Source organism: Nocardia sp. NPDC005825, assembly GCF_040630175.1.
Taxonomy (GTDB): Bacteria; Actinomycetota; Actinomycetes; order Mycobacteriales; family Mycobacteriaceae; genus Nocardia.
Genome location: NZ_JBEXXC010000013.1, coordinates 1 through 23,566 on the forward strand (window position 1 = coordinate 1; position 23,566 = coordinate 23,566).

The window sequence follows — 23,566 nt, forward strand, 5'->3', positions numbered from 1 at the left end:
CATAGCCGCCCCGGCCGTCGTGGACGTCGGCGGCTCTCATGTTTCGCCCCGGCCAATGCGTGTATTCGCGGCGATTCCGCGGGCCGTCCAGCTGCGGGCGGTGTGGTCAGTGCGCGGACATGCTCGATGACCCGGTCGGGAGTTTGATCTTGGGAATCCGCAGGATCGCGTTCGGCACACCGGTGCCCTCCGGGTCGAGCAATCCGTCCTTGTTGGCGTACGGGCTCTCGCCCGGTGCGGCCTGCAAGGTGGACAGGTACTTCCACAACCCCGTGGTAATCACGCCTCCGCCACCCAGCAGGGTGCCCGCGAGCCCGCCCGCGCCGGCGAAGGCAGCCAGCGCCGCCGGGGCGGTCGCCAGGCACGCGGGGCCGACCACCAGGCACGACCCGAGCCCGATCACCGCTCCCACGAGCAGGCCGATGACCGTCCCGGCCACTGTGCCCACCAGCGTGGCGGTGCTCAGGTTCCCTGCCAGCTCCCCGAGCGCGAGCTGATTCTCCAGCGGTGAGGCGACCGGCTGGGCCGTCGCCCGGGCGGCCGGGTCGGGAGTGAGGGTCAGGCTGCGACCGTCCGATGAGATCTGCTGGGCCACAGCGAATTCACGGCCATCCAGCTCGAATGCCAGCGGCACGCTCGCCACCTCGCGGCCCGCGCCGTCGTGAACCGCGACCGTCCTCAGGTCGTCGGCGAGCACGAACGCGCCCGTGTCCACCGTGGTGACCACGGAGTCCGCGGTCACTGTCGCCCGCATGCCCGGGTCGGCGTCCGCGACGGCGGGCACCGCCGCGACGGTCACCGCCGCCGACACCGCAGCTGCCGCTAGAACCGTTGTACTGATGCGCATTTCGAATCTCCCGCTCAGTGCGCCGCGCCAGGCACGTACTGGGAGTACATGCTGGTTCCCGGCGCCGCGTTCATCGTGGTGAAGTAGTTGTACGCGGCGGCCAGCGCCGTAGGCCCGCCGCCGATGACCAGCCCGGCCAGACCGCCCACAGCGCCGACCAAGCTGACGATCGGCAGCACCGCCACCACGCAGCCCAGACTGATCACCAGACACGCCGCACCCGAAACCGCCAGTCCGACACCGATTCCCACCACACCCCCAATCGCGGAACCGATCAGGCTGCCCACCGAGGTGCCGATGCTCACCGCATTGATGAGATCGTTCATGGCCAACTGGTTCTCCACCGGTGAGGCCACCGGGCGCAGCGCGGTGCGGTCGACGCCCGTGGCGTCGGGGGTCAGCTTCAGGCTGTGGCCGTCGCCGGAGATCTCCGGCCGGATGGGCACGCGCTGACCGTCGACATCGGCGACCAGCGGCAGCACGTCGAGCTGCCACCCCGCCTCGTCACGCACGGCCACCGACGCCTGATCCGCCGTCATCGCGAAGGTGCCGCCCTCCAGCTCGGCGACCACGGCATTCCCGGCCAGAGCGGTGCGATAGTGCACCGCATCGGCCGCCGCCTCCGGCGCCGCTGCGACCGAAGCCGCGCTGACCACGACGCTCACGGCCGCCACGGCCGCCGTCATCGCGCAGGTGCGAATTCTCATGGATTCTCCTCATCATCCTCGAGCCCGAACATGGTGGATGGCGATCGGGCCAACGGCCGAGGTTCCGACCCGCCGCCGACGGCGAGCCGAGTCTGTGTAACGGCCGTCACAAGACGATGCATTCAGTACCGGGCATTCCCTCAAACTTGCCGGATAACGGCACGATCTCAGGTTCTCCACAGGAATCCGTCATCTCTACGCCAATGTCGACAAGGCCGGGCCCGGCGTCGGTCTCGACCGACTCCGGGCGCTCCCGGTCAGTCCGAGCAGCACCGCGGTGTCGGTGCCGTGACCTCAGCCAGTGACAAGCGAACTGCGCAGCTCCACGCAAATCCGTGCCGTCCGCTCTGATTGCCTGCGGAAGAAAAGGCGATCGACGAACATGTGCGCGGCCCGCATCGGCCTCACGGTGTGGGAGCTGGACGGTCTGATACCGATGCTGAACATGTCGAACACGCTCGGCAGGTTGCTCACGGGTTCTTCTCGGCAGGAAGGCACTACACACGACGTCGCGAGTGACGACCAGAGAGTCCTCGGCTACACCGGATACCACGCTCGGTTGACCGGGGCACAGCATTGGCACGCTGCGAGAGTCGTTCACGATGCCGGTCAGAGTCAGAGGTGATGGATTCCGGCAGAATTTCGCAATCTTCGCGGCAATCCGGTGAATTCTCGGACCTGCGTCCAACCCGCTCCATCGTGGCAGGCGTACACCCGCCCGTATCGAAGTGAGGCCCCCAGTGACAATTCCGCTCCACCCGGAGATCTGCGATGCCCCCGCGACGGAACTGGCTCGTCGGCTGCGCACCCGGGAGTTGTCCGCCCGGGAGGTCGTGAGCGCGCATCTGGAACGGATCGAGCAGCTCAATCCCAGAATCAATGCGATCGTCACGCTCACCGCCGAACAGGCCCTGGAAGCGGCGGCGGAGGCCGACGAACGCCTGGCGCAAGGCGAACCGCTGCGGCCTTTGCACGGCATTCCGGTGGCGCACAAGGATACTCACAACACGGCCGGAATACGCACCAGCCAGGGGTCGCCGATCCTGGCCGAATATGTTCCCGCCTACGACGACGTCAGCGTCGAGCGGATCCGTAGGGCCGGGGCGATTACCCTCGGCAAGACCAACGTGCCGGAGTTCGGCGCCGGATCGCACACCTTCAACCCGGTGTTCGGCCCCACCCGCAATCCGTACGACACCACTCGGTCGGCTGGCGGCAGCAGCGGCGGCGCGGGGGCGGCGCTGGCTGCGGGGCTGGTGGCCTTGGCCGATGGCAGCGACGGCGGCGGATCGATCCGCAATCCGGCCTCATTCAACAATGTGGTGGGGCTGCGTCCCTCCCCCGGCCGGGTGCCGCTGTGGCCGAACCTCATGCCGTGGACCCGCCAGATCGTGCAGGGGCCGATGGCCCGCTCGGTATCCGACGTGGCGCTGCTGCTTTCGGTAATGGCGGGTCCCGATTCGCGCTGCCCGATCTCGATCGAGGAGAGCCCGCGAATCTTCACCACGTCCCTTGAATCCGATCTCCGGTCGGTGCGGGTGGCCTGGTCACCCGATTTCGGCGGGACGCTGCCGGTGGAAACGCAGGTCACCGACGCCGTCACCGCCGCTGCGAAGACCTTCGCCGAACTGGGTTGCACTGTGGAACAGGTCTGCCCCGACTTCAGCGGAGCCGACGAGGCCTTCCGCATGCTGCGCGGCTGGCAGATGGCCACCTCGCTGGGCGACATGCTGCGGCACAATCCTGACAAGATCAAGGCGACGCTGGCCGGGAACATCGTCTATGGCCTCGGCCTCACCGCCTCTGATCTGGGCCGCGCCGAATTCCTGCACACCGAGCTCTTTCACCGGATGCGAGAGTTCTTCTCCCGCTACGACATTCTGCTGCTTCCGGTCAGCCAGCTGCCGCCGTTCCCGGTGGACCTCGAATACCCCGAGCAGGTCGCGGGCGCACCGATGCACGACTATCTGGATTGGATGCGGTCGGCGTATTACATCAGCGCCACCGGCTGCCCCGCGCTGGCCGTGCCGGCCGGGTTCACCCCGGGCGGGCTGCCGGTCGGTGTCCAGCTGGTCGGAGCCCATCATGACGAAATGACGTTGCTGCGAGCCGGTTACGCGTTCGAGCAGGCCACCCGTTACGCCGATCGCAAGCCGACGTGGTGAGTGCGACGACAGATCCGGCGGCCTCGCACCGCCTGTTCCCGCTGCTCGAAATTGGCTCGGCCGCAACTGCTTTAAGCTTCCGAGGGGTCGCTGTCGGCGACGATGTGGGCCAGTTCGCGGGTGCCTCTGTTCGGATTGACCGGTATGACGGGCACTCCCGCGAGCAGGGCGGCGACCGCCGCCACGGCCGTCTCCGTCGTCGGTGTGGCCCACAGGGCGACCCGGGTCGCGTCGCTGATGCGTGCGGCCAGCGCGCGGGCCGCCTCCGCCAGTCCGGCGTAATCCAGTGATCGGTCCACACTGGTGCTCGCCGCACCGGAAACCGCTCTGCCCGAAGCGCTGACGTCGCTACCGCGCATCGACATCGACATCACCGCCGCCGCGCCCGCCGGACCATGGCCCACCGAACCCAGCGACGAAACACCCGCGCTGATCATCTACACCTCCGGTACCACCGGCCCGCCGAAGGGGGTCGTGCTATCGCGCCGAGCCGTTCGCGCCACCCTCGACGGGGTCGTGGAAGCGTGGCGGTGGACGGCCTCCGACATCCTCGTACACGGGGATGGTCGGCACCGAGCAGATGGCAATGGGTTGGGGTGGGCGGCAGAGTCCGCCCTGGGTTGGCCATCGTCTCGTAGTCGAGGGTTTCGGTGTAATGCTCAGGCGGCTGTGTGGGCGTGAACGCCCGCGGGGGTTGCCGATTCGTGGCGGGTTCGGCGGATGCCTGCGTAGGCGCGGGGGTGGTAACGCAGGCGTTGGGGCAGGATCGGCCAGATCGTGCGGATGGTGGTGGCCAGGGCGGCGAGTAGTGCCTGGTCGGTTCTGGTCCATTGCCAGCCGAGGGTGTCACGGCAGCGGGTGGGCATCAGGCCATTGGCCAGCCACACGTTGGCGGTCATGACCGGCCGCCAGATGAGGTCCCAGACCGGTTGCGGTATGCCGGTCAGAGGCGGGATCTTGGTGTGGCGCAGGGTGGTGACGTAGTCGGTGGTGGCGTTGGATTCGAGGACTTCGTCGATGGTGCGGTCCCAATAGCGTTGGAAATCGGCGTAGTTGTCGATCACGACGCGCTCGGAGAGTCCGTAGCGACGCCACCACGCCGCGCCTTCGGCGATGAGTTGGTCCTTTTCGGTGTCGGTCAGCGGGGTGCCGAAGTAGTCGTTGAGGGCCACGCAGGTTTCGACGAAGGTGGCATGGGTCCACCAGAACACTTCGGGATCGAGGGCGTGGTAGCGGCGGCCGTGCTCGTCGATTCCTTTGAGGGGCTTGTGATAGTCACGGACCCGCTCGGTCTCCTCGCGGGCGTCGGCGTCGTAGATCATGCCCAGGACCTGCGGGATCGACCGCAGTAGCCGGTCCCACGGGTTGTCGAAGAAGGTCGAATGCTGTTGCAGCGCAGCGTTGACGGCCGGGTGCATGCTCTGCAGGGTGCCGCTGCGCCCGATGAACAGCATGGCGCGGGCGTCGCCGAGGTATTTCCACAGCAGCGAATCGGGACCCAGCGGGTCGACCGGGGTGGCGGGATCGGTGTGTGTCATCGTCTGACCTCCTTGTCGGGATGCAACAACGCGACGAGTTTAACTCTTTGTCGCATTGTCGCAACTGGGGGGTAGACTTGCGTGATGCGCGTACAGGCCGATTCCTGGTCGTCGTCCCTGCCATCTACCGAGGTCGACGACACCGATGCCCGCATCCTCGACGCCGCGGTCGCGCTGTTCGCCGAACTCGGTATCAGCCGGGTCAGCCCCGACGACATCGCCCGCCACGCGGGGATCAACCGTGCCACCCTTTACCGGCGCATCGGCAACAAGGACGAGGTCGTGCGCGCGGCCATGCTGCGCGAGACCACCCGCGTGCTGGCCGAGATCACGGAACGGGTCAACCGCACCGACAGCTTCGAAGAACGGGTGACGGTCGGATTCGCCACGACCGTCACCACGTTGCGCACCAACCCGGTCCTGGTCAAGATGCTCACCGTCGACCGCGACCGTACCCTGGCCGATCTCACCGTGCACGCCGGTCAAATTCTGGAACTGGCAACCACTTTCGTACTCACCGAGATCATCAACCGCCCCGGCGCGATCGGCGACGCGACCGAAACCGAGATGCTCGCCACGATGATGGTCCGACTCGTCCACTCCCTGGTCCTGACACCCGATGCACCCCCACGTCTCACCAGCGACAACGAACTCCAAGAATTCGCAACCCGACTCCTCACGTTGCTGACCCGACCATCCTGACCCGGCCCACGAACCCCACTCTCCGCCAGCACATCCGCTCATACCACATATCGAGCGCTTCAAGTCGGCCTAGAGCTACTAAACGTGGCCTCACTTCTACTGCTGATCAGCCCCTTGGCGATGAGCTGTTCCGAGTAGGTCACCGACGCGCCCATGGTCCGCAACTGGGACTCAGCCGGAGGCGTTCGGGCTCTTCGGCCTCGAACTCGACCGTCGCCGCCAGGCCCACGGATGGGGCCTGGCCAGCACCCTGGCCCACCCCGGCGTCGCCCCGACGAACCTGCTGCGCGCACGCCCCGAAGTCGGGCGCGGCAAGGACACCACGCTCGCAGGCGCGATCCGGATGTTGTCGGCCCGCGGCGTTCTCTTCGGGACGGTACTACAGGCCGCGCAATTGCCCGCTCTCTACGCCGCCACCTCTCCCCACGCCGCACCGGGCGGCTTCTACGGGCCACGCGGGCTCGAGTACTTCGGCGGGCCACCGGGATCGCAGAAGCTCTACTCCCGCCTGCTCAGCACCGAAGACGCTCATCGCATATGGCAGATCTCTGAAGACTTGACCAACGTCGGCTTCCCTACAGCTGAGAAGATTTCGCGGCGGTTTCGTGGCGGGCCGCTTCACCTGCGCGCCCGGCCACGATTCTCGCCGACACCCCCACGACAACGCCCATCCCGTGATGACGGGCCGTATGCGAAGGCGGCGATCCCACCCACCTACCTGGCTGCCTCCTGCCGCACTGCAGGCGGCGTTGTGGGGTAGGCGTGGGCGTCGGTGGTGAATTCCGGGTTGCCGTAGGTCGCGAGGCGACGCTCGAGTACGCGCTGGGTGTATCGGTCGGCCGGGCCGCTCAGCGTGCATCGACCGGACGCGAACCTCACCCCGAGGAATCGGACCAGGATGAACGGCGCGGTCGCGGCGACTCGGGCCATGTCAGCGCCGCCGAAGTGGACGCCCATGCTCGCCGCGAGCTTCTTGTCCCGCCGACACACCTGCAGATAGAAGAACGCCTTGCTCCAGCTGCGTTCCACGGCATCAGCGATGCGATCGAACCGGGATTGGCTGGGGCGCAAGTAGGCACCCATGGTGGAACGCATCAGCTCGCCGCAGGTGGAGTCGTCGAATCCGTCACGCAACATGGCAGATCGCGCGCTGAACATGCGGATGGTGTCCGCAGCCGAGGTCGGGAGCAGTTCCTCGGGCAAACCGAGCAGGAAGCAGCGGTATCGGCACAGTTCGAGCACAGCACGTTCGCGGGCCGTGAATTCGGTTCGCCCGTTGCTCAATGCGTCCATGGCGAGACGGAAGGGCTCGATCAGCCCGGCCGGCATCTGGTCGACCTGCGGGATCGGGACGCCATACACGTCGGGGTCCCACTGCGTCGAACGCTGTAATGCGTTGTAGCGCACCATCGAATGCATCAGGCGCACCATCGCCGCCGCCTCGAATCCGAGACCGTCCCGTTCGAGGGCGCCCTGGAGCGTGGTGACAGCGAAGAAGTTCGCGGTCTCGTTGACCCGCCGCTCGGCCCGGCGGTCCGACAACGCCCCGGTCAATGCCATCGGTAGTGCGGCATAGGTGTTCGCGAACGTGGCCATGAAGGCACCCCGGATCAGGAACGGCGCCAGGAACGCGGCACTGACCCGCTGAGCCCGGGCGCCCTGCTCAACCAGGTCCATGTCCACCCACGCCGGGGTGGCTTCCATCGACGCGATGAAGGCCCGCAGCTCCTCGGGTGCGTCGACAACCGCGTCGATACCTTCGCGGCACGCCTGACGCAACATGCTCATCAGACGGTGGAGACCGTACTGCGGCAGCAGAGCAGCATAGGGGTCGGCGACCACGTCACCGAGCATCGTCCCGGTACGGATCAATTCGACCAGACCGTCGTCGGCCAGCAGCGGTTCGCGGTTGCCTCGCCGAAGCGCGGACCGGACCTCGGGATCGCTGGTGAACCGGTACGGGGACCGATCGAAATCGATCGCACCGTACAGATCCGGCTGCTGCGCGCGCTGGCCGCGGACCCGTTCGGCGAGTTCGGGATAATGGAGCGTCATCGAAACCTCTGCGTTCTGATTGCTTGCAATGGATTACGTTGCGAGAGGCCCAGCTGTGGACATGGGCCACCCGCGAGTCAGTTGATCTGCCGATCCGCCGAGTCCCAATACCGTTGGCGCAGTTGCTGTTTCTGGATCTTGCCCGCGCCCGAGGTCGGCAGCGCATCGACAACGTCGATCGTGCGCGGTGCCTTGTAGCCCGCGATGCGCGCCTTGACGTGGTCACGGATCTCGTCCGAGGTGACCGCGTGGCCGGGGTGGCAGACGAGCACGGCGTGTACCCGCTCACCCCATTCGTCGTCGGGGACACCGATGACGGCGACCGCGGCGACCGCGGGATGGGCGGCGACGGCGTTCTCCACCTCGGCGGAGTACACGTTCTCGCCACCGGTGACGATCATGTCCTTGATGCGGTCGACGATGTAGACGAAGCCATCGTCGTCGAGGTAGCCGCCGTCGCCGGTGTGCATCCAGCCGTCGTGAATGGCGGCGGCGGTGGCGGTGGGATTGTTCCAGTAGCCGAGCATGACCTGCGGGCCGCGCGCCACGATCTCGCCGACGGTCCCGACTGGGACCTTGACGCCCGCGTCGTCGACGACGGCGATCTCGCTGATGGGCGTTGCGCGTCCGGCCGAGCGCAACCGCCCGTCGCGGTGGTCGTCGTGCCCGAGCATCGTTGCCAGCGAACCGAGTTCGGTCATGCCGTACCCCTGGGTGAACCGGGCCCGAGTGAACAGCAGCAGCGCTCGTTCGAGCAGGGACTGTGAGATCGGTGATCCGCCGTAAGTGATGTTGCGGACGCCGGACAGGTCGAATTCGCCGGCTCGCGGATGGTCGAGCAGCATCTGCATCATGATCGGCACCAGCAGCGTCGCGGTCACCCGGTGATCCTGGATCGCTGTGCAGACGGCCATGGGCTCGAAGGACGGGATCATCACATGGGTGCCGCCGAGCAGGAGCACACAGTGCCAGCCGGCCAGGTCTGCCAGATGGAACATCGGCGCGGCGTGCAGGTACACGGCGGCCGGACCGGCCGCGAAGCCGGTCGCGATGGCGCCCAGCGCGGCGGTGACCAGATTGGCGTGACTGAGCATGACGCCCTTGGGGAATCCGGTCGTGCCGCCGGTGTAGAAGATGCCGGCCAGGGCGTCGCCGCTACGGCGCGCGTCGGGGATCGGCTCGGCGTTCGCGATCAACTCCTCGTAGGACAGCATGCCGTCGGGAGTCGGGCCGTCACCGCAATGGATCACCGTGGTGAGCCCGTCGAAATCCGCGCGCAGCGCCGGCAGGTACGCGGCGAAGACGTCGTCCACGAACAGGATCCGGCTGTCGGAATCGGCCAGCGAGTAGGCGATCTCCGCCGGACTCCAGCGAATGTTGACCGGGTTGAGGACCGCGTTCGCCCACGGCACCGCCAGCAGATACTCGTGGTACCGGTCGGAGTTCATGCCCAGTATCGCGACCCGGTCGTCGTCGGTGACCCCCAAGGCGCGCAGTGCACCGGCCAGCCGGGCCACGCGTTGCGCGACCTCACGGTTGGTGCGGGTGCGCGCGCCGCAGATCGTCATCACGCCATCGGGATCCTGTTGCACGGCACGGTGCAATCCCTGGGTCACATACATCGGAACGTCCTTGTCAACGAGGCTGAGCCAGTTGGTACACCGACTGGTAGGTGAGGTAGGCGTCGAGCCCTTCGGGGCCCAGTTCCCGGCCGTAGCCACTGGCCTTGACGCCGCCGAAGGGTGCGCCGAGATCGAGGGCGTAGTGGTTGATCCCGACCGTGCCGGTGTGGATGCGGGTGGCCACCGACATCGCCCGCTCCTCGTCCGCGGACCAGACCGTGCCGGCCAGACCGAAATCGCTGGCATTGGCCAGGGTCAGCGCCGCCGCGTCGCCGCCGTCGTATCGGATGATCGACAGCACCGGGCCGAAGATCTCCTGCTGCGCGATGGCGTCGGCATTGTCGACGTCGGCGAAAACCGTTGGTTTGACGAAGAATCCGTCCCGATCGGCGACCGGGTAGCCACCGGTGGTCACTCGTGCGCCATCGGCCTTGCCGCGCGCTATGTGTCCGAGTACGCGGTCGCGATGGGCGGCGGTGACCATCGGCCCGATCTGTGTGGCGGGATCGAGCGGGTCCCCGACGGTGTAGTCGGCGACGACCGCGGTGACCAGGTCCACCACCTGGTCGTAGCAGGAGGCCGGCACCAGCAAACGGGTATTGGCGTAGCAGGTTTGGCCGTTGTTGGGGAAACAGGCGTCGTAGAGCCCTTCGGCGAGGGTGTCGAGGTCGGCGTCATCGAGGACGATGGCCGCCGACTTTCCGCCCAGCTCGAGGGTGACTGGTCGCAGTAGTCTTCCGCAGGCCTCGGCGATGGCCTGCCCCACGGGGGTGGACCCGGTGAACGCGACCTTGTCGATCCCGGGGTGGGAAACCAGGTGACGGCTCGCTTCTACCCCGCCGGGCATGATGTTGAGCACCCCGGCCGGTAACCCCGCTTCGACGGCGGCCACAGCGAAAACCTGTGCGTCCAACGCTGTTTCGAGTGCGGCTTTGAACACGACCGTGCACCCGGCGGCCAGGGCAGGCGCGATCTTCATCATGGCCAGCGTCTGGGGATAGTTCCACGGCGCGATGGCCGCGACGACGCCGACCGGGACTCGGCGCACGGTGGTGCGCCCCGCCTGGCTCGGCTGGGTCCGTTCAAGATCGATCGACCGGATCTGCTGCGCATACATGGCCAGCAACCCTGCGGGGACCAGTCCACTCGCGTTGTGTGACAACGTGATCGGCATACCGTTCTCCCGCGTCACCAGTGTGGCGGTGGCTTCAGCATGGTAGGCGAGCGCGGCCGCGAACCGCTCCAGGTGCTCGGCGCGCTCCTCGGCGGGCAGGGCCGACCAGGCCGGTTGCGCTGCCCGCGCGGCCGCGACCGCGGCATCGATATCCGACAGCCCGGCTGTACCGGCCACGCCGATCACCAGACCGGTCGCGGCCTCGATGACCTCGGTGGCCGGACCGGACGACAAGGCCGATTTCCCGCCGATGAACAGCGGTGTGGGCTCCATGGTTTCGACCTGCTTGACTTCGGTCATTCTCCGCTCCATTCGGGTTGACGCTTCTCGATGAAGGCACGGGTGCCCTCGCGCAGGTCGGCGCTGACCATCACGCTGCGGGCTTCCAGTTCGGTGCGGCGCCAGGCGTCGGATTCGCCGGGAACCTTGCCGGAGACAATGCCTTTGGCAACTCGTTTGCTCGCTTGAACGGACAGCGGGGCGTTCGCCGCGATCCGCTCGGCCAGCGCCAGCGCCGTCGTCACCGCTGCCCCGTCGGAGACGACACGGTTGACCAGGCCCAGACTGTGGGCGCGGTAGGCGTCGAGGGGCTCGCCGGTGTAGATCATCTCCAAGGCGATCTTCTCCGGAATCTGCGCGGGCAAACGGAATACGCCACCGGCGGCGGCGAACAGGCCACGTTTGACCTCGGGCAGCCCGAATGTCGCCGACTCGACGGCCACGACCAGGTCGCTCGCGAGAGCGAGCTCGGTGCCGCCACCCAGGGCGAAACCGTTGACCGCGGCGATGGTCGGCTTGCTGATCGGATGGCTGACATAGCCAGCGAATCCCCACCATTGGCGGCCCGATGCGAACAGCGACTCACCCCGCGACAGTGCTGCGAGGTCGGCGCCGGCACAGAACGCCCGGTCCCCCGCCCCGGTCAGCACGACGGCGCGAACACCGCGGTCCTGCTCGGCTTCGTCCAAAAGCTCCCCGACCATGCTGCTGGTTTCGCTGTTCACCGCGTTCATCACCGCGGGCCGGTTGAGCGTGATCAGCATGACGTGACCGTGCCGCTCGACCAGGACACTGCTCTGCTCCGTCATCGGTCGCCCATCGCGGGAAACGGCATGAAGACCGGGATGGGCTCGTGTTCGGGAGCTGGGCCCGAGCTCACGAATTCCGTGGCCACCCGCAGGCCCATCAGATCGGAGTCGGGATCGACGTCGGCCAACTGGCACCACCACCACGGACCTTCGTCGAGTTCGACGATGCCCACGGTTACCCGGGTGGGTTGGCCTTCGGCGTCCTTGCCGTGCACCACTGCCCACGAGACGACGGTGCCGAGGCCACTGGCCGTGACCCACCACACCGAACTGTCGTCGCTGCGCAGGTCGAGATGGTCACCGGTGCGCGGGCAGCGACGCACCAGTAGCTTGCCCTCCTTGGCGCCTTCGAAGAAGACAGCCGAAAACTCGTCCCGGACTACCGGTTTCACTTGAACACTCACCTGATGGTTCCCTTTCCGCGCCTGCCCGAACTCAGGCCGCGCCGAGCACGAGGGTGCTGTGATGGTCGAGGATGCCGCCGTTGCCCGAGACCAGCACCACGTCGTGTGTGCCGACCTGTCGCTCTCCGGCCTGGCCCCGCGCTTGGATAATGGCCTCCGACAGCGGGGTCATGCCCCACATGTAGTAGGACGACAGTTGCCCGCCGCCGGTGTTCATGGCCAGCGAACCGCCCGGGCCGAGCACTCCCGGGGTCGACACGAACTGGCCGCCTTCGCCTTTGCCGCAGAAGCCGTAGTCCTCGAGGGTCAGCAGGGCGGTGAAGGTGTAGCAGTCGTAGATCTCGGCGATGTCGACCTCGTCCACCCCGACTCCGGCCATGGCCAGCGCTGCCGGACCCGATCGCGCCGCACCGCTGACCAAACCGAAATCGTCATCGCGGCGCATAAACGTACCCGGGTGGGACTGGCCCCAGCCCAGAATCGAGACCACCGGCTGTGCAAGGCTTTCCGCCCGTTCCGCCGTCGTGACGATCACCGCGATGCCGCCATTGGACACCAGGCAGCAGTCGAGCAGATGGAAGGGTTCAGCGATGTAGCGCGACGCCTGATGGTCGGCGATATCGATCGGTTCACGCAACTGCGCCAACGGATTCAGGGCCGCCCATTGCCGTTGCGCGACCGCTATGGCGCCCAGTTGCTCGCTGGTGGTGCCGTAAGCGGCCATGTGGCGGCGAGCCGCCAACGCGTAGAAGGTGTTCGGTCCCGCGAAGCCGCTGGCCCCCAGCAGGCCGTTGAACCCCGTCAGCGCCCGGCGGCCCGCATAGGCCGCCCCGGTATCACGCCCCTCGCGCAGTGGCGCGTCGGCGAAGACGCAGGCGATGGTGTCGGCCATGCCGGATTCGACGGCCAGGGCGGCGTAGGCCACCATGGCCGCGGCGGTGGAACCGAATTGCTGCATCTGGGTGGCCACTCGCAGGTTCCGCAGCCCCAGCTCGACCTGTAGTCGGATGTCGACGCCATCGGTGACGCCGCCGGAGACGAGCAGCCCGTCGATGTCGGACAGTTCCAAGCCGGCGTCGGTTGCGGCGTGGCGGACCGCGTCCGCCGCGAACTGCTGTGCCGTGCGGCCGTAGACCCGGCCCAGTTCGGTCATTCCGAGCCCGGCGATCACCGCTCGGCGGTCGGCGGACGCTGCGCGTCTGCTGGTCATCGATACCTCTCTGCGAATCATCTGCCGACTCGGGGAGCTCGGCCGCTTTCACGCTCGCACTCACCGATGACCGCCGTAAACGACCTATCCGCACACGTGGACGTGAGCGATCGCGACATGTGTCGCCGCTGTGCGTTTCCGGTCGGGACATCCACGGATGTCGAATTTCGTGATTTACAAGGCATTTCGCGCCACGAAATCTGATCTCGGAAAGACGCGGGAAACGTGCCGGTCGCCCGGACGGCCACCCGCGTCGGCGTAGGAAGGTGGTTCGGGATGGCGATCAGGCTCGACGAATTGGCGGCACTGCGGGCCGCGGTGCGTGATCTGCTCGCCGCCAGGTGCGACGAGGCGCAGGTACGGCGCGTGATGGCCGAAGCCGAGGGATTCGACCGGGACCTGTGGGCGGAACTGGCAGGCATCGGCGTCACCGGCATGCTCATCGGCGACGAGGACTGCGGCACCGGCCTGGGCCCGGTCGAGGTGGAGACGGTCGCCGAGGAAACCGGGGCGGCGCTGCTGCCCGCACCGTTCCTCGGCAGCGCCGTCCTCGCCACCGCGCTGATCCAGGCGGCGGGCACCGTCGAGGACCGCCGGCGTCTGCTGCCCGGCCTCGCGGCAGGCACCTCCATCGCGACGGTGGCGCTGACCGGGCCGCGCGGCTCCTGGACGCCGGCCGGCGTGGCGGTCCGCGCCGCCCAGGACGACACCCTCACCGGCCGCGCGGATTTCGTGCTCTTCGGCCAGGCCGCCGATGTCATCCTCGTTGTCGCCCAGACGGCGGACGGCATCGGAATCTTCGAAATGGACTCCGGCGCTCGCGGTTTCGAGCGCACTGCGGCCTCGGTGTTCGACCCGACGGTGCGGCTGTCCACCTTCGTCTTCGACGCCGCTCCGGCCCGCCGCCTCGGCACCGAAGGCTGGGGCGCGGTGCAGACGGCCCTGGATCTGGCACTGGTCGCGCTCGCCGGCGAGCAGGTCGGCGGGACGCGCCGGATCTTCGACACAACCGTCGAATACCTCAAGACACGCATCCAGTTCGGGCGGCAGATCGGCAGTTTCCAGGCGCTCAAACACGCCGCCGCGGACCTGCTGACGGGCGTGGAATCGGCGACCTCGGCGGCCCGCAATGCCGCCACGACACTGCAATCCGCGCGTGCCGACGGCGCCGTCGATATTGCCGTGTGCGGCGCGGTCGACCTGGCCGGTTTCGTGTGCGCGGAAACCTTCGAGGCAGCCGCCATGCAAGCAATCCAGCTACACGGCGGCATCGGCTTCACCTGGGAACATCCCGCGCACCTCTACGCCCGGCGCGCGCGGTCGGCCCAGCAGTTGTTCGGCGGCTCCCGTCTGCATCGCGAGCGCTACCTCGAGTCGAAAGGCGCCTGACCATGACCGAGATCGCCTCGCCGGAGGCCGCCGATCTGCGCGCCGAAGTCCGGAACTGGTTGGCTCGCAACTGGAACGGACTGCCCGCGGCGGCCGATGTATGGAGCACCAACCCCGAACGCGTCGCCTGGCTCGATCAGGTGGTCGCGACCGGTTACGCCGTGCCGACCTGGCCGGGCGCATGGTTCGGCCGCGGGTACACCGAAACTCTGGCCCGGGTTGTCGAGCGCGAGTTCGCGGCGGTCGGCGCACCTGGAGCGCGGCAGGACAAGTACAGCATTCCCGCCAATACCGTGCTGAAGTTCGGCGCCGACGAGCTCAAAGGTGAGCTGCTGCACGGGTTGCTGACCCAGCGCGTCCGGACCTGTCTGTTCTACAGCGAGCCCGGCGCGGGCTCGGATCTCGCGGCGGTGCGCACGACCGCTGTCCGCGCCGGCGACCGGTGGATTGTCAACGGCCAGAAAGTGTGGACGTCGGGGGCCGGAACCGCCGACTACGCGCTCATGATCGCCCGGACCGATTGGGGTGTGCCCAAACATCAAGGGCTGAGCTATTTCCTGATGCCGATGCACCAGCCGGGTATCGAGATCCGGCCGCTGGTGCAGATCACCGGTGAGTCCCATTTCAACGAGGTCTTCATCACCGATGCCGTGGTACCCGCGGGGCATCTGTTGGGCGGTGAGGGCAATGGCTGGCGGGTATTGCAGACCGCGCTCGCCTACGAGCGATCGATCATGGGCGATTCGGCCCGCAAGTCCCGCCAGGGTTCCCTGGCCGACGATCTCATCGAACTCGCCCGCAGCCGTGGACGTCTTGACGACCCGGTCATCCGCGACTCGCTGGCCACCGTACTGTCCCTGCGCGAACTGAACACGCTCAACAACGCCCGCGCGAAAGCGTCCGCCACGCAAGGCACTTCGAGTCCGATCATGTCGCTGGGCAAGCTGGCGATGTCGCGGATCCTGCACGCCGAAGCGCGATTGCGCACCGAGATCCTCGGCGCGGAAACACTGCTGGCCGGACCCGGCAGTCCGGTGGCCGACGACGCCAACTTCCTGGCCTTCAACGCCTTCTTCACCTCCATCGGCGGCGGCACCGACCAGATCCAGCGCAACATCATCGCCGAACGCGTCCTGGGCCTGCCCAAAGAGCCTGAAGCCGACCGCGCCATCCCCTTCCGCGACGCCCGCCGGAACTGATCACGTCGACACTTTCAGGAGGTTCTTTCCCGTGCCCTTCACCACCCCCGTCTACGACCCGCCCCTGGCCGGTGTCCGGATCGTCGACCTCACCGGCGGCCCGATGACCGCGATCGGCCGGCTGCTGGCCGATCTCGGCGCCGAGATCACCCATGTCATGCTCCGCAACGTCAGCGACGACGCGGTGACCGGACCGGTCGTCGACGCCATCCCCCTCGGCACCGTCATCGACCGACTGGGCATCGAGGGCGTCGCCATCGACACCACCACCAACAAGGGGGCGCGACGGTGGCAGGTGCTGCTGTCCGACGCCGACATCCTGATCGAGATGACTCGACCCGGATCCGCGGCCGAGGACGCACTGAACATCGAGCAGTTGCGCGAGCAGCATCCGGGCCTGGTCGTTCTGTCGATCAGCGACTTCGGCCGCGACAACGACTACAGCCGATGGCAAGCCACCACCCCGGTCTACCACGCGCTCACCAGTGAACTGTCCCGATCCGGCCTGCCCGGACGGGAACCGCTCCTGCCGCCCGGCGAGCTGCCCTACCACGTGGCCGCCGCGCAAGCGGTGACCATGACGATCAGCGTCTTCCTCGACCGCCTGCGCACCGGCCGCGGCGACCGCATCGACTTCTCCATCCTGCACGGAGCGATGCAGGCTCTCGACCCGCCGTTCGGCATGGTCGGAAGCGCCTCGGCCGGACAGGAACTCAGCGCGCTCCCGCGCGGGCGCGCCGACGAACGGCACCGCTACCCGATCATCGCCTGCCGCGACGGGCACGTCCGCATCTGCCTGCTGGCGACCCGGCAGTGGCGCGGCATGTTCGAATGGCTCGGGCAGCCGGACCAATTCGCCGATCCCGCCTACGACCACCTGGTCACACGCTTCCGATCGCCGACCTTGCTCGCAGCGATCGCGGACCATTTCTCCGGCCGGACCCGCGCCGAACTCGAGATACAGGGCCAGGCCTACGGTGTGCCGATCGCCCCCCTGCTCGACCTGGAGGAGGCATTGAGCACCGAACAGCTCGAGGCTCGGGAATTCCTGCGCGAGGTCGAGATCGTGCCCGGCCTGGTCGCGCCGGTGCCGGCCGGGATCGCCGAAATCGACGGCCACCGTGCCAGCGTTCTGACCCCCGCTTACAGCGCCGGTTCCCGAGTGCGGCAGGCCCCGATCCTGGCCCGCCGCGAACGCCTCGGACTCGGGCTCCCGCTCGAGGGCATCCGAGTGCTGGACCTGGGCGTCATCGTGGTGGGCGGAGACACCGGCCGGCTGCTCGGCGACCTGGGCGCGGACGTGATCAAGATCGAGAATTCAATGTTTCCGGACGGATCGCGCGCCGCCCTCCACACGCCGATGGCACAGGGTTTCGCCGCGGGGCACCGCAACAAGCGCGGCATCGGCCTCAACCTGCGCGACCCCGAAGGGCAACGCCTGGTGCACCGGCTGGTCGCCTGCTCCGACATCGTGCTGACGAATTTCAAACCCGGCGTGATCGAAACGCTGGGCCTGGACTACGCGACGCTCGAGGCGATCAATCCGGACATCGTCGTGGTCGACAACTCCGCGTTCGGTCCCACCGGCCCGTGGGCGCAGCGACTCGGCTACGGACCGCTGGTGCGCGCCGCCGCCGGGGTCACCGATCAGTGGGTCTATCCAGGCGAAGCGGGCAGCTTCAGCGACGCGATGACCGTCTATCCCGACCATGTCTGCGCGCGCATCGGTGTGGCAGCAGCGCTGGCCATGTTGATCCGGCGAGAACGCACCGGAACGGGCGGGTCAGTGAGCATCGCCCAGTCCGAGGTCATGCTGAGTCATCTGGCCTCCACCATCGCCGCACGGGCGTTGGCCCGCAGTGGTCGCCAGAGCGTGGCGGACCCGAACCGCGACCTGCCGTGGGGGCTGTACCCGGCTGCGGGAGACGATGAATGGCTGGCGATCACCGCCCGCGACGGCGACGACTGGGCCGCACTGTGCACGGTGATCGGCCGGCCCGAATTGGCCGAGGACCCCGAGCTGAGCACCCGCGCCGGACGCGCCGCTCATGGCGACCGCATCGACGACGCCGTCCGCGAGTGGTCCTCCAAGCAGCAACCGCACACCGCCATGATCGACCTCCAGCACGCAGGTGTCCCGGCCGGTGCCATGCTCAGAGCCGCCGATCTGCAGGACTTCGAGTACTACCGGCAACGGCGCGCGTTCCGCACCGAACTGCATCCGCACGACGACCGGCCCTACGTCCTGGAGAACGTGCAGATCCACGCGGACGCCGTCGCCGACCCCCCCGTGCGGCAGGCGCCGTTGCTCGGCGAGCAGACCTACGAGATCGCCGCCGAGCTGCTCGGTCTCGACGCCGAGCAGGTCGACACGCTGATCACCCGCGGCGTCCTGGAATCTGCGACGATGCGTAGGGTTCGACCGGATGGACATTGATTTCACCCGACTCCGATACTTCGTCGCGGTCGCCGACGAACTGCACTTCAAACGTGCCGCCGACCGGTTGATGATCACTCCACCGCCGCTGAGCAAACAGATCAAGCTGCTCGAGACCGAACTCGGCGGCGAACTGTTCGAACGCAACTACCACGAGGTCCGGCTGACCCCGCTGGGTGAGCATCTCCTCGGCCCCGCCCGCACGATCCTGCAGCAGGTCGACGAATTCAAAAGGGCAGCATCGACTTTCACCTCCAGCGGGATGACCGTACGGATCGGCGCCACCGCCTACGCACCGTCGGACTTCCTCGAACGGTTCGAGACGGCGGTTGCCGAACAGCCGGTCGCCACCTCCCTCGAAGTCCAGGGGTCGGCGGCCGAGGTCACCGCCAAACTCATCGCGGGCAGCATCGAACTCGGCCTCATCCAGTTACCCAGCACCGACCGGCGGATCCGCCGACGGATCGTCGGCACCTACCAAGGGGCGGTCGCGGTGCGTGCGGATGATCCGCTGGCCGACAAAGAGCTGGTGCACGTCGACGAGCTGCGCGATCGGCAGGTCGTCGTCGACCTCGCCCGACCGAATCCCGTCATGCTGGCCGAACTCACCCGTGCTCTCCAACGCGCCGGAATCCATCAGATAGTCCGAGCGGTCACCGGCCGCGGCGGCGAACTCGAGATCGCTCAGCAGGTATTCAACCGGCGACTCGTCGCCGTGGTCCCCTACGCGCCGAAATCGTTTCTCGGCCGGTTGTTCTCACCGCCCCAGTTCAAGCTGGTGCCGATCGATACCGGCAACTGGAAACCTCAGGCCATCGCCCTGGCATGGACCGCCGTCGGCGCCAAACGAGTCCCCGAACTCGAACAACTCGTCGACGAACTCGCGGCCGCCCTCGACCGAACCGCCGAGCACTGACGTGCCCTATCTCGAAGGTCCGGCCACATGAGCGCCGACATCACCCGGCTTCAGTGCTTCGTCGCCGTCGCCGTCGCCGAGGAATTGCACTTCAAGCGGGCCGCTGACCGGCTACGCATCAGCCCGCCGCCACTGACCCGACAGATCAAGCTGTTCGAGAAGCAGCCGGGCGGAGATCTGTTCGAACGCAAGCACCACGAAGTACAGCTGACCTCGCTCGGCGCGCAACTACTCGACCGTGTCCGCGCAATCCTGCAACAGGTCGAGGAATCGACGCAGAAAAGCGGCGTGACAAAGAAAATGCTGCCCCCTCACGACCGGCACGGAGACGCCATGTCGGCCGCGAGTTTCATCGATGGCTACCGGTTGCGTTGACGGACGCGGTTCCCGTCCCAGGTCGGCGCGCCATCTATGTGGATTCCGCATGATTGCAGGGCTCGAATGACGGTGTGTTCGACGATCTCTCGGACTGACTGTGGTCGGGTGTAGAACGCTGGCACCGGGGGCATCACGATGCCGCCGCATTCGGTGACAGCGGTCATCGCGCGTAAGTGCGTCAGCGTCAGAGGTGCTTCGCGGACGAGCAGGACGAGTGGTCGGCGTTCCTTGAGCGTGACGTCGGCGGCTCGCGTGAGCAGGTTGTCCGAGTTTGCATAGGCGACTGCCGCGAGGGTTCGGATCGAGCAGGGCGCGATCAGCATCGAATCCACCGGGTAGGACCCTGATGCGATCGCCGCACCGATATCGCCGATCGGATAGGACACGTCTGCGAGGGATCGGAGGTCGGCGGCCGTGAGGTCGGTTTCGAACGCGCGGGTTTGATCGGCAGCTTTGCTGATCACGAGGTGTGTCTCCACACTGGCCGCACGCGCCAATTCGAGCGCGCGAATCCCGTAGGCGATGCCCGTGGCTCCAGATATCCCCACGACCAGTCGGCGCGGACGCGGGTCGGTCATCAGTCGAGTGTCCTGCCTGCTGGCGGTGAAATGTCGCGCGGAGTCGAGTCGGCGAGAGCGGCCGTGCGCGCGGCAGTTCCGGCACCGACGAGCAGCGTGGCCGCATGCTCGACCAGTTGATCCGGGGTCAGGGTGAGGTCCCCGCTCTGCCAGGCGATGAGAAGTTCGAACATTCCGCCGACGACGAACCTGGCGGTCGATTCACGTAGCGGACTGGCCTGCGTAGGTGCAGTGTAGAAAGCGATGGCTTGAGCTTCGACTATGTCCGCCAGCGTGTTGACGATGCGTTGGCGTCGCTGCGCCATGGCGGCGTTGCCGAGTGATTCCTGGAATGCGATGCGAATCCGCCGTGGGTCTTCGGTCAGGTTTGTCACGAACGCTGAAATCGCGGCGTGGGCTTTTGCTTTGGCGGTGGGCTCCGCCGCTTCGATCGCGGCACCAACTGGTTCCACGGCAGCGAGCAACACCGAATCGAGCAAGGCGACAAGCAAGTCGTCGATATCGCCGAAGCTCTCGTAGAAGTAGCGCGCGGAGAGCCCTGCCTTTCGGCAGACCTCGCGAACCCCGATCGCGGAGACCCCGGCGGTTCCGACGATCTCGAAGGCCACGGCAAGCAACTGCTCGCGCCGTCTTGCCACTCTCATCTCCGCGGACGTGCCCCGCCACAGTGGGGTCGACTCCTCCACGCATTCCCCGTTTCCATGCATTGACAACAATCGTTTCTCATACTACAACAGAGTCGCGGGGGGAGAGGAAAAAGCATGGGACGCACGGGTATTGGTGCCGCACAGCCGCACATGATCACACGGGCACAGCAGCGGATCGAGGCGCGCGCGGTCAAGCTGATCGCAGCCCGGTCCGAAGCGCTCGACAGGTTCGAGCACGGTACGACCCGCAAACTCAACCTCGCCCTGTTGCCAATCGTGTTGCGCACGAAGTTCGATCCCACACGCGCGGGCGACCTCGAGGCGATCCTCCTGTTCCGGTTGTGCAAGCCCGATGGCGAGGGCGAGGACCCGATGACCATTCGGATCGCGCAGGGAAGGTGCAGGATCGATCGCGTCGCTCACGACGACCCGGATGCTTCGGCCTCGCTTGGTCTGGCGGACATGATCCGCATGGCCGTGGGAGCTGTAACGCCTCCGCAGCTGTGGACCAGCGGACGACTCACCCTCACCGGCGATCCGTATCTGTTTGCACGCTTTTCCGTCCTGTTCCGCGCCCAGCCGCCCAAGGAGTAGTTCGAGATGACACCGCCCAAAGACTTCCGTGCCTTCGTTCAATTACTCGATGCCGCAGGAGAATTGGCGACCATCAGCCGGGAGGTTGATTGGGACCTCGAGATGGGTGCGATCTCGCGACGGTGCTACGAGACTGGGGCGCCGGCACCGCTGTTTCAGAGCGTGCGCGGCGCTGCCGGCTTGCGCGCGATCTCGGCGCCTATGAGTGAGAGTGCGGTGCCGAGACAGCGGTTCGCAAGAATCGCTCTGTCGCTCGGGCTCCCGGCCGCTGCCTCGGCGGCAGAGATCATCGACACGATGGTCGCCGCGCGCAACCGCGCTCCGATCAAACCGGTCATCGTCGACGACGCGCCCTGCAAGCAGAACATTCGGCGTGGCGACGAGCTCGACATCATGAAGCTGCCGCTGCCCCTCCTGCATCACGGCGACGGAGGTCGATACCTGAACACGCTCGGGATGATCGTCACCCGGACCCCTGACGGTGCGTGGACTTCGTGGTCGATCGCTCGAATAATGGCCCTCGACGCCCGCCGTGCCGTGGGCATTGTCGCGCCGTTCCAGCACATCGGAAAGGTTCAGGCGCAGTGGCGCAAGCTGCGCAAGGACATGCCAGTGGCCCTTGTTTTCGGTATGGACCCGGTCTCGACGTACGCCGCGGGAATGCCGCTTCCCGAAAACTATGACGAAGTCGACTATGTCGGCGCATTTCGCGGTCGGCCTGTCGAGACCGTGCGGTGCGAGACTATCGACCTGGAAGTACCGGCGAACGCCGAGATCGTCCTCGAAGGCAGGCTGTCGATTCGTGATGTCGAATTGGAAGGACCGTTCGCCGAGGAAGCAGGCTACATCTATCCTGCCTACCCGGTCCCGCAGCCGGTCTACCACTTCGACGCGATGACCTTCCGCGACGACGCGATCTATCCCTTCACCTGCTCGGGCGAACCTCCCGAGGAAGACCACACCGTGTGGGGAGTGGCGATGTCCGCCGAAGCAACACATATGTTCCGCGCGGCGGGCCTGCCGGTGACAACCGCGTGGAGCCCCTTCGAAACGTCGAATGGCTGGCTCGTGGTTGCCGTCGCAGACACCTGGCGGGACTTGGGAATGGACGGGAACGAGTTCAGCCGCCGCGTGGGTCAGATCCTCTACTCGACGAAAGTCGGCGACATGATCAAGACAGTCATCGTGGTCGAAGATGACATCGACCCAACCAACCTGCGGGAACTGGTCTGGGCGCTTGACGGGCGAAATGAGCGAGGCAGCCGCGGCCAGATTCGTGTACCGAATATCAACGGCTGGCCAGGCTCCCCGTATGTCAACCCCGACCCGACTACCTTCCCCGACGGCTAGGCATCCGACCGCCTGATCCAGAACTGCCTCCCGCCCGCCGGCGTTATCCGGCCGCCGCGAGCAGGGTTCCGTCACAACTACCCGGCCGAGATTCGTCGACGCATCGTCGACAACTGGGAGGCATACGGCCTTCCGCCCATCTCACGAGATCTGGCCGGGCTGCCGCATTCATGAGGCTTCGCCTACGAGCGGCAACCACCCCAGTGATTTCAAACCCTCTGATGAAGGAATCTGGTTCATGAGCCTGCCGCCCATCGTGTCCGAGCGCAGGCGCCTGCCTGCGGTCGCCTCCCCCATGTTCATCGTGTCCGGGCCCGAACTGGTGATTGCCCAGTCCAAGGCCGGCATCGTGGGTTCGTTCCCGTCGCTGAACGCGCGCCCGAAGTCACAACGTCCTGTACGCCGAGCGCCGTGTTGGTCTGTTGGCCCCGGCGCGTCATCGTAGAGGGCGCGCGATCAGCTCTCGTGCCGGCCCGCGTCCACGATCCAGGCCGCGATCTGGGAGCGCGAGGTGAATCGGCCCTTGGGGAGCAGATTGACGGAATCCGGCGCTAAGAGGCGATCGC

Annotated in this window: 20 protein-coding genes and 5 pseudogenes; 12 read left to right on the plus strand and 13 right to left on the minus strand. The window is 66.9% G+C overall.

From position 1 onward, the window contains the following. Positions 1-106: 106 nt before the first annotated feature. From ABZ382_RS28975 to ABZ382_RS28985, 3 genes and pseudogenes are all read right to left on the minus strand, one after another. Positions 107-847, minus strand: coding sequence for a hypothetical protein (locus ABZ382_RS28975; RefSeq protein ID WP_357095287.1), 741 nt, complete (start codon positions 845-847; stop codon positions 107-109). 14 nt (positions 848-861) lie between these two features. Then, positions 862-1,554: a hypothetical protein gene (locus tag ABZ382_RS28980; protein WP_357095290.1), complete on the minus strand. Its 693-nt coding sequence runs from the start codon at positions 1,552-1,554 to the stop codon at positions 862-864. A 229-nt stretch (positions 1,555-1,783) separates the two neighbouring features. After that, positions 1,784-2,001, minus strand: a pseudogene (locus ABZ382_RS28985) (serine dehydratase beta chain); the annotation flags it as partial. A 293-nt stretch (positions 2,002-2,294) separates the two neighbouring features. On the opposite strand from ABZ382_RS28985, the gene ABZ382_RS28990 reads away from it, so the two are divergent. Next, a complete protein-coding gene (locus ABZ382_RS28990) occupies positions 2,295-3,719 on the plus strand; it encodes an amidase (protein WP_357095293.1) in 1,425 nt (474 codons plus the stop codon). Positions 3,720-3,790: 71 nt separating this feature from the next. Here ABZ382_RS28990 and ABZ382_RS28995 read toward each other — a convergent pair whose 3' ends face one another. Continuing rightward, entirely contained in the window at positions 3,791-4,156 is a 366-nt protein-coding gene (locus ABZ382_RS28995) for an AMP-binding protein (RefSeq protein ID WP_357095296.1), read from the minus strand. Between ABZ382_RS28995 and ABZ382_RS29000 the strand changes: the two are divergent. After that, positions 4,116-4,280: pseudogene (locus ABZ382_RS29000) on the plus strand (AMP-binding protein); the annotation flags it as partial. The gene ABZ382_RS28995 and the pseudogene ABZ382_RS29000 sit on opposite strands and share 41 nt — an antisense overlap. 98 nt (positions 4,281-4,378) lie before the next feature. On the opposite strand, the gene ABZ382_RS29005 reads toward ABZ382_RS29000, so the two are convergent. Next, on the minus strand, positions 4,379-5,257 hold the full coding sequence (locus tag ABZ382_RS29005; RefSeq protein WP_357095299.1) for an oxygenase MpaB family protein: 879 nt from the start codon (positions 5,255-5,257) through the stop codon (positions 4,379-4,381). 84 nt (positions 5,258-5,341) lie between these two features. Here ABZ382_RS29005 and ABZ382_RS29010 point away from each other — a divergent pair, with 84 nt between their 5' ends. After that, entirely contained in the window at positions 5,342-5,959 is a 618-nt protein-coding gene (locus tag ABZ382_RS29010; RefSeq protein WP_357095301.1) for a TetR family transcriptional regulator, read from the plus strand. A gap of 181 nt (positions 5,960-6,140) precedes the next feature. Beyond that, a pseudogene (locus ABZ382_RS29015) lies at positions 6,141-6,533 on the plus strand (short chain dehydrogenase); the annotation flags it as partial. 140 nt (positions 6,534-6,673) lie between these two features. On the opposite strand, the gene ABZ382_RS29020 reads toward ABZ382_RS29015, so the two are convergent. The 6 genes from ABZ382_RS29020 to ABZ382_RS29045 all read right to left on the minus strand — a co-directional run bounded on the left by ABZ382_RS29020 (position 6,674) and on the right by ABZ382_RS29045 (position 13,512). Continuing rightward, positions 6,674-8,014 (minus strand): oxygenase MpaB family protein, encoded by a 1,341-nt coding sequence (locus ABZ382_RS29020; RefSeq protein ID WP_357095304.1) that lies wholly within the window; start codon positions 8,012-8,014, stop codon positions 6,674-6,676. Positions 8,015-8,091: 77 nt separating this feature from the next. Further along, positions 8,092-9,636 (minus strand): long-chain-fatty-acid--CoA ligase, encoded by a 1,545-nt coding sequence (locus ABZ382_RS29025; protein ID WP_357095306.1) that lies wholly within the window; start codon positions 9,634-9,636, stop codon positions 8,092-8,094. 13 nt (positions 9,637-9,649) lie between these two features. Continuing rightward, on the minus strand, positions 9,650-11,110 hold the full coding sequence (locus ABZ382_RS29030; protein WP_357095309.1) for an aldehyde dehydrogenase: 1,461 nt from the start codon (positions 11,108-11,110) through the stop codon (positions 9,650-9,652). Then, positions 11,107-11,898: a crotonase/enoyl-CoA hydratase family protein gene (locus tag ABZ382_RS29035; RefSeq protein WP_357095312.1), complete on the minus strand. Its 792-nt coding sequence runs from the start codon at positions 11,896-11,898 to the stop codon at positions 11,107-11,109. Before ABZ382_RS29035 ends, ABZ382_RS29030 begins: the two co-directional genes overlap by 4 nt. Further along, positions 11,895-12,302: an OB-fold domain-containing protein gene (locus tag ABZ382_RS29040; RefSeq protein ID WP_357095315.1), complete on the minus strand. Its 408-nt coding sequence runs from the start codon at positions 12,300-12,302 to the stop codon at positions 11,895-11,897. Before ABZ382_RS29040 ends, ABZ382_RS29035 begins: the two co-directional genes overlap by 4 nt. A 31-nt stretch (positions 12,303-12,333) precedes the next feature. Continuing rightward, positions 12,334-13,512: a thiolase family protein gene (locus ABZ382_RS29045; protein ID WP_357095318.1), complete on the minus strand. Its 1,179-nt coding sequence runs from the start codon at positions 13,510-13,512 to the stop codon at positions 12,334-12,336. 276 nt (positions 13,513-13,788) lie between these two features. Between ABZ382_RS29045 and ABZ382_RS29050 the strand changes: the two genes are divergently transcribed. The 5 genes and pseudogenes from ABZ382_RS29050 to ABZ382_RS29070 form a co-directional block, all read left to right on the plus strand. Continuing rightward, positions 13,789-14,901 (plus strand): acyl-CoA dehydrogenase family protein, encoded by a 1,113-nt coding sequence (locus ABZ382_RS29050; RefSeq protein WP_357095321.1) that lies wholly within the window; start codon positions 13,789-13,791, stop codon positions 14,899-14,901. A gap of 2 nt (positions 14,902-14,903) precedes the next feature. Then, positions 14,904-16,100 (plus strand): acyl-CoA dehydrogenase family protein, encoded by a 1,197-nt coding sequence (locus ABZ382_RS29055; RefSeq protein ID WP_357095324.1) that lies wholly within the window; start codon positions 14,904-14,906, stop codon positions 16,098-16,100. 31 nt (positions 16,101-16,131) lie between these two features. After that, positions 16,132-18,537: a CoA transferase gene (locus ABZ382_RS29060; protein ID WP_357095326.1), complete on the plus strand. Its 2,406-nt coding sequence runs from the start codon at positions 16,132-16,134 to the stop codon at positions 18,535-18,537. Next, a complete protein-coding gene (locus ABZ382_RS29065) occupies positions 18,527-19,453 on the plus strand; it encodes a LysR family transcriptional regulator (RefSeq protein ID WP_357095329.1) in 927 nt (308 codons plus the stop codon). The genes ABZ382_RS29060 and ABZ382_RS29065 overlap by 11 nt, the downstream gene beginning before the upstream one ends. 27 nt (positions 19,454-19,480) lie before the next feature. Beyond that, positions 19,481-19,723, plus strand: a pseudogene (locus ABZ382_RS29070) (LysR family transcriptional regulator); the annotation flags it as partial. Between the two features lie 89 nt (positions 19,724-19,812). On the opposite strand, the gene ABZ382_RS29075 reads toward ABZ382_RS29070, so the two are convergent. Both ABZ382_RS29075 and ABZ382_RS29080 read right to left on the minus strand, forming a co-directional pair. After that, positions 19,813-20,409, minus strand: coding sequence for a UbiX family flavin prenyltransferase (locus ABZ382_RS29075; protein ID WP_357095332.1), 597 nt, complete (start codon positions 20,407-20,409; stop codon positions 19,813-19,815). Next, on the minus strand, positions 20,409-21,047 hold the full coding sequence (locus ABZ382_RS29080) for a TetR/AcrR family transcriptional regulator (RefSeq protein WP_357095335.1): 639 nt from the start codon (positions 21,045-21,047) through the stop codon (positions 20,409-20,411). Before ABZ382_RS29080 ends, ABZ382_RS29075 begins: the two co-directional genes overlap by 1 nt. Positions 21,048-21,170: 123 nt before the next feature. Between ABZ382_RS29080 and ABZ382_RS29085 the strand changes: the two genes are divergently transcribed. From ABZ382_RS29085 to ABZ382_RS29095, 3 genes and pseudogenes are all read left to right on the plus strand, one after another. Beyond that, positions 21,171-21,650 (plus strand): SCP2 sterol-binding domain-containing protein, encoded by a 480-nt coding sequence (locus tag ABZ382_RS29085; protein WP_357095338.1) that lies wholly within the window; start codon positions 21,171-21,173, stop codon positions 21,648-21,650. A gap of 6 nt (positions 21,651-21,656) precedes the next feature. Then, positions 21,657-23,000: a UbiD family decarboxylase gene (locus ABZ382_RS29090; protein ID WP_357095340.1), complete on the plus strand. Its 1,344-nt coding sequence runs from the start codon at positions 21,657-21,659 to the stop codon at positions 22,998-23,000. 238 nt (positions 23,001-23,238) lie between these two features. Next, positions 23,239-23,406 (plus strand): annotated as a pseudogene (locus ABZ382_RS29095) (nitronate monooxygenase); the annotation flags it as partial. Positions 23,407-23,566 lie beyond the last annotated feature (160 nt).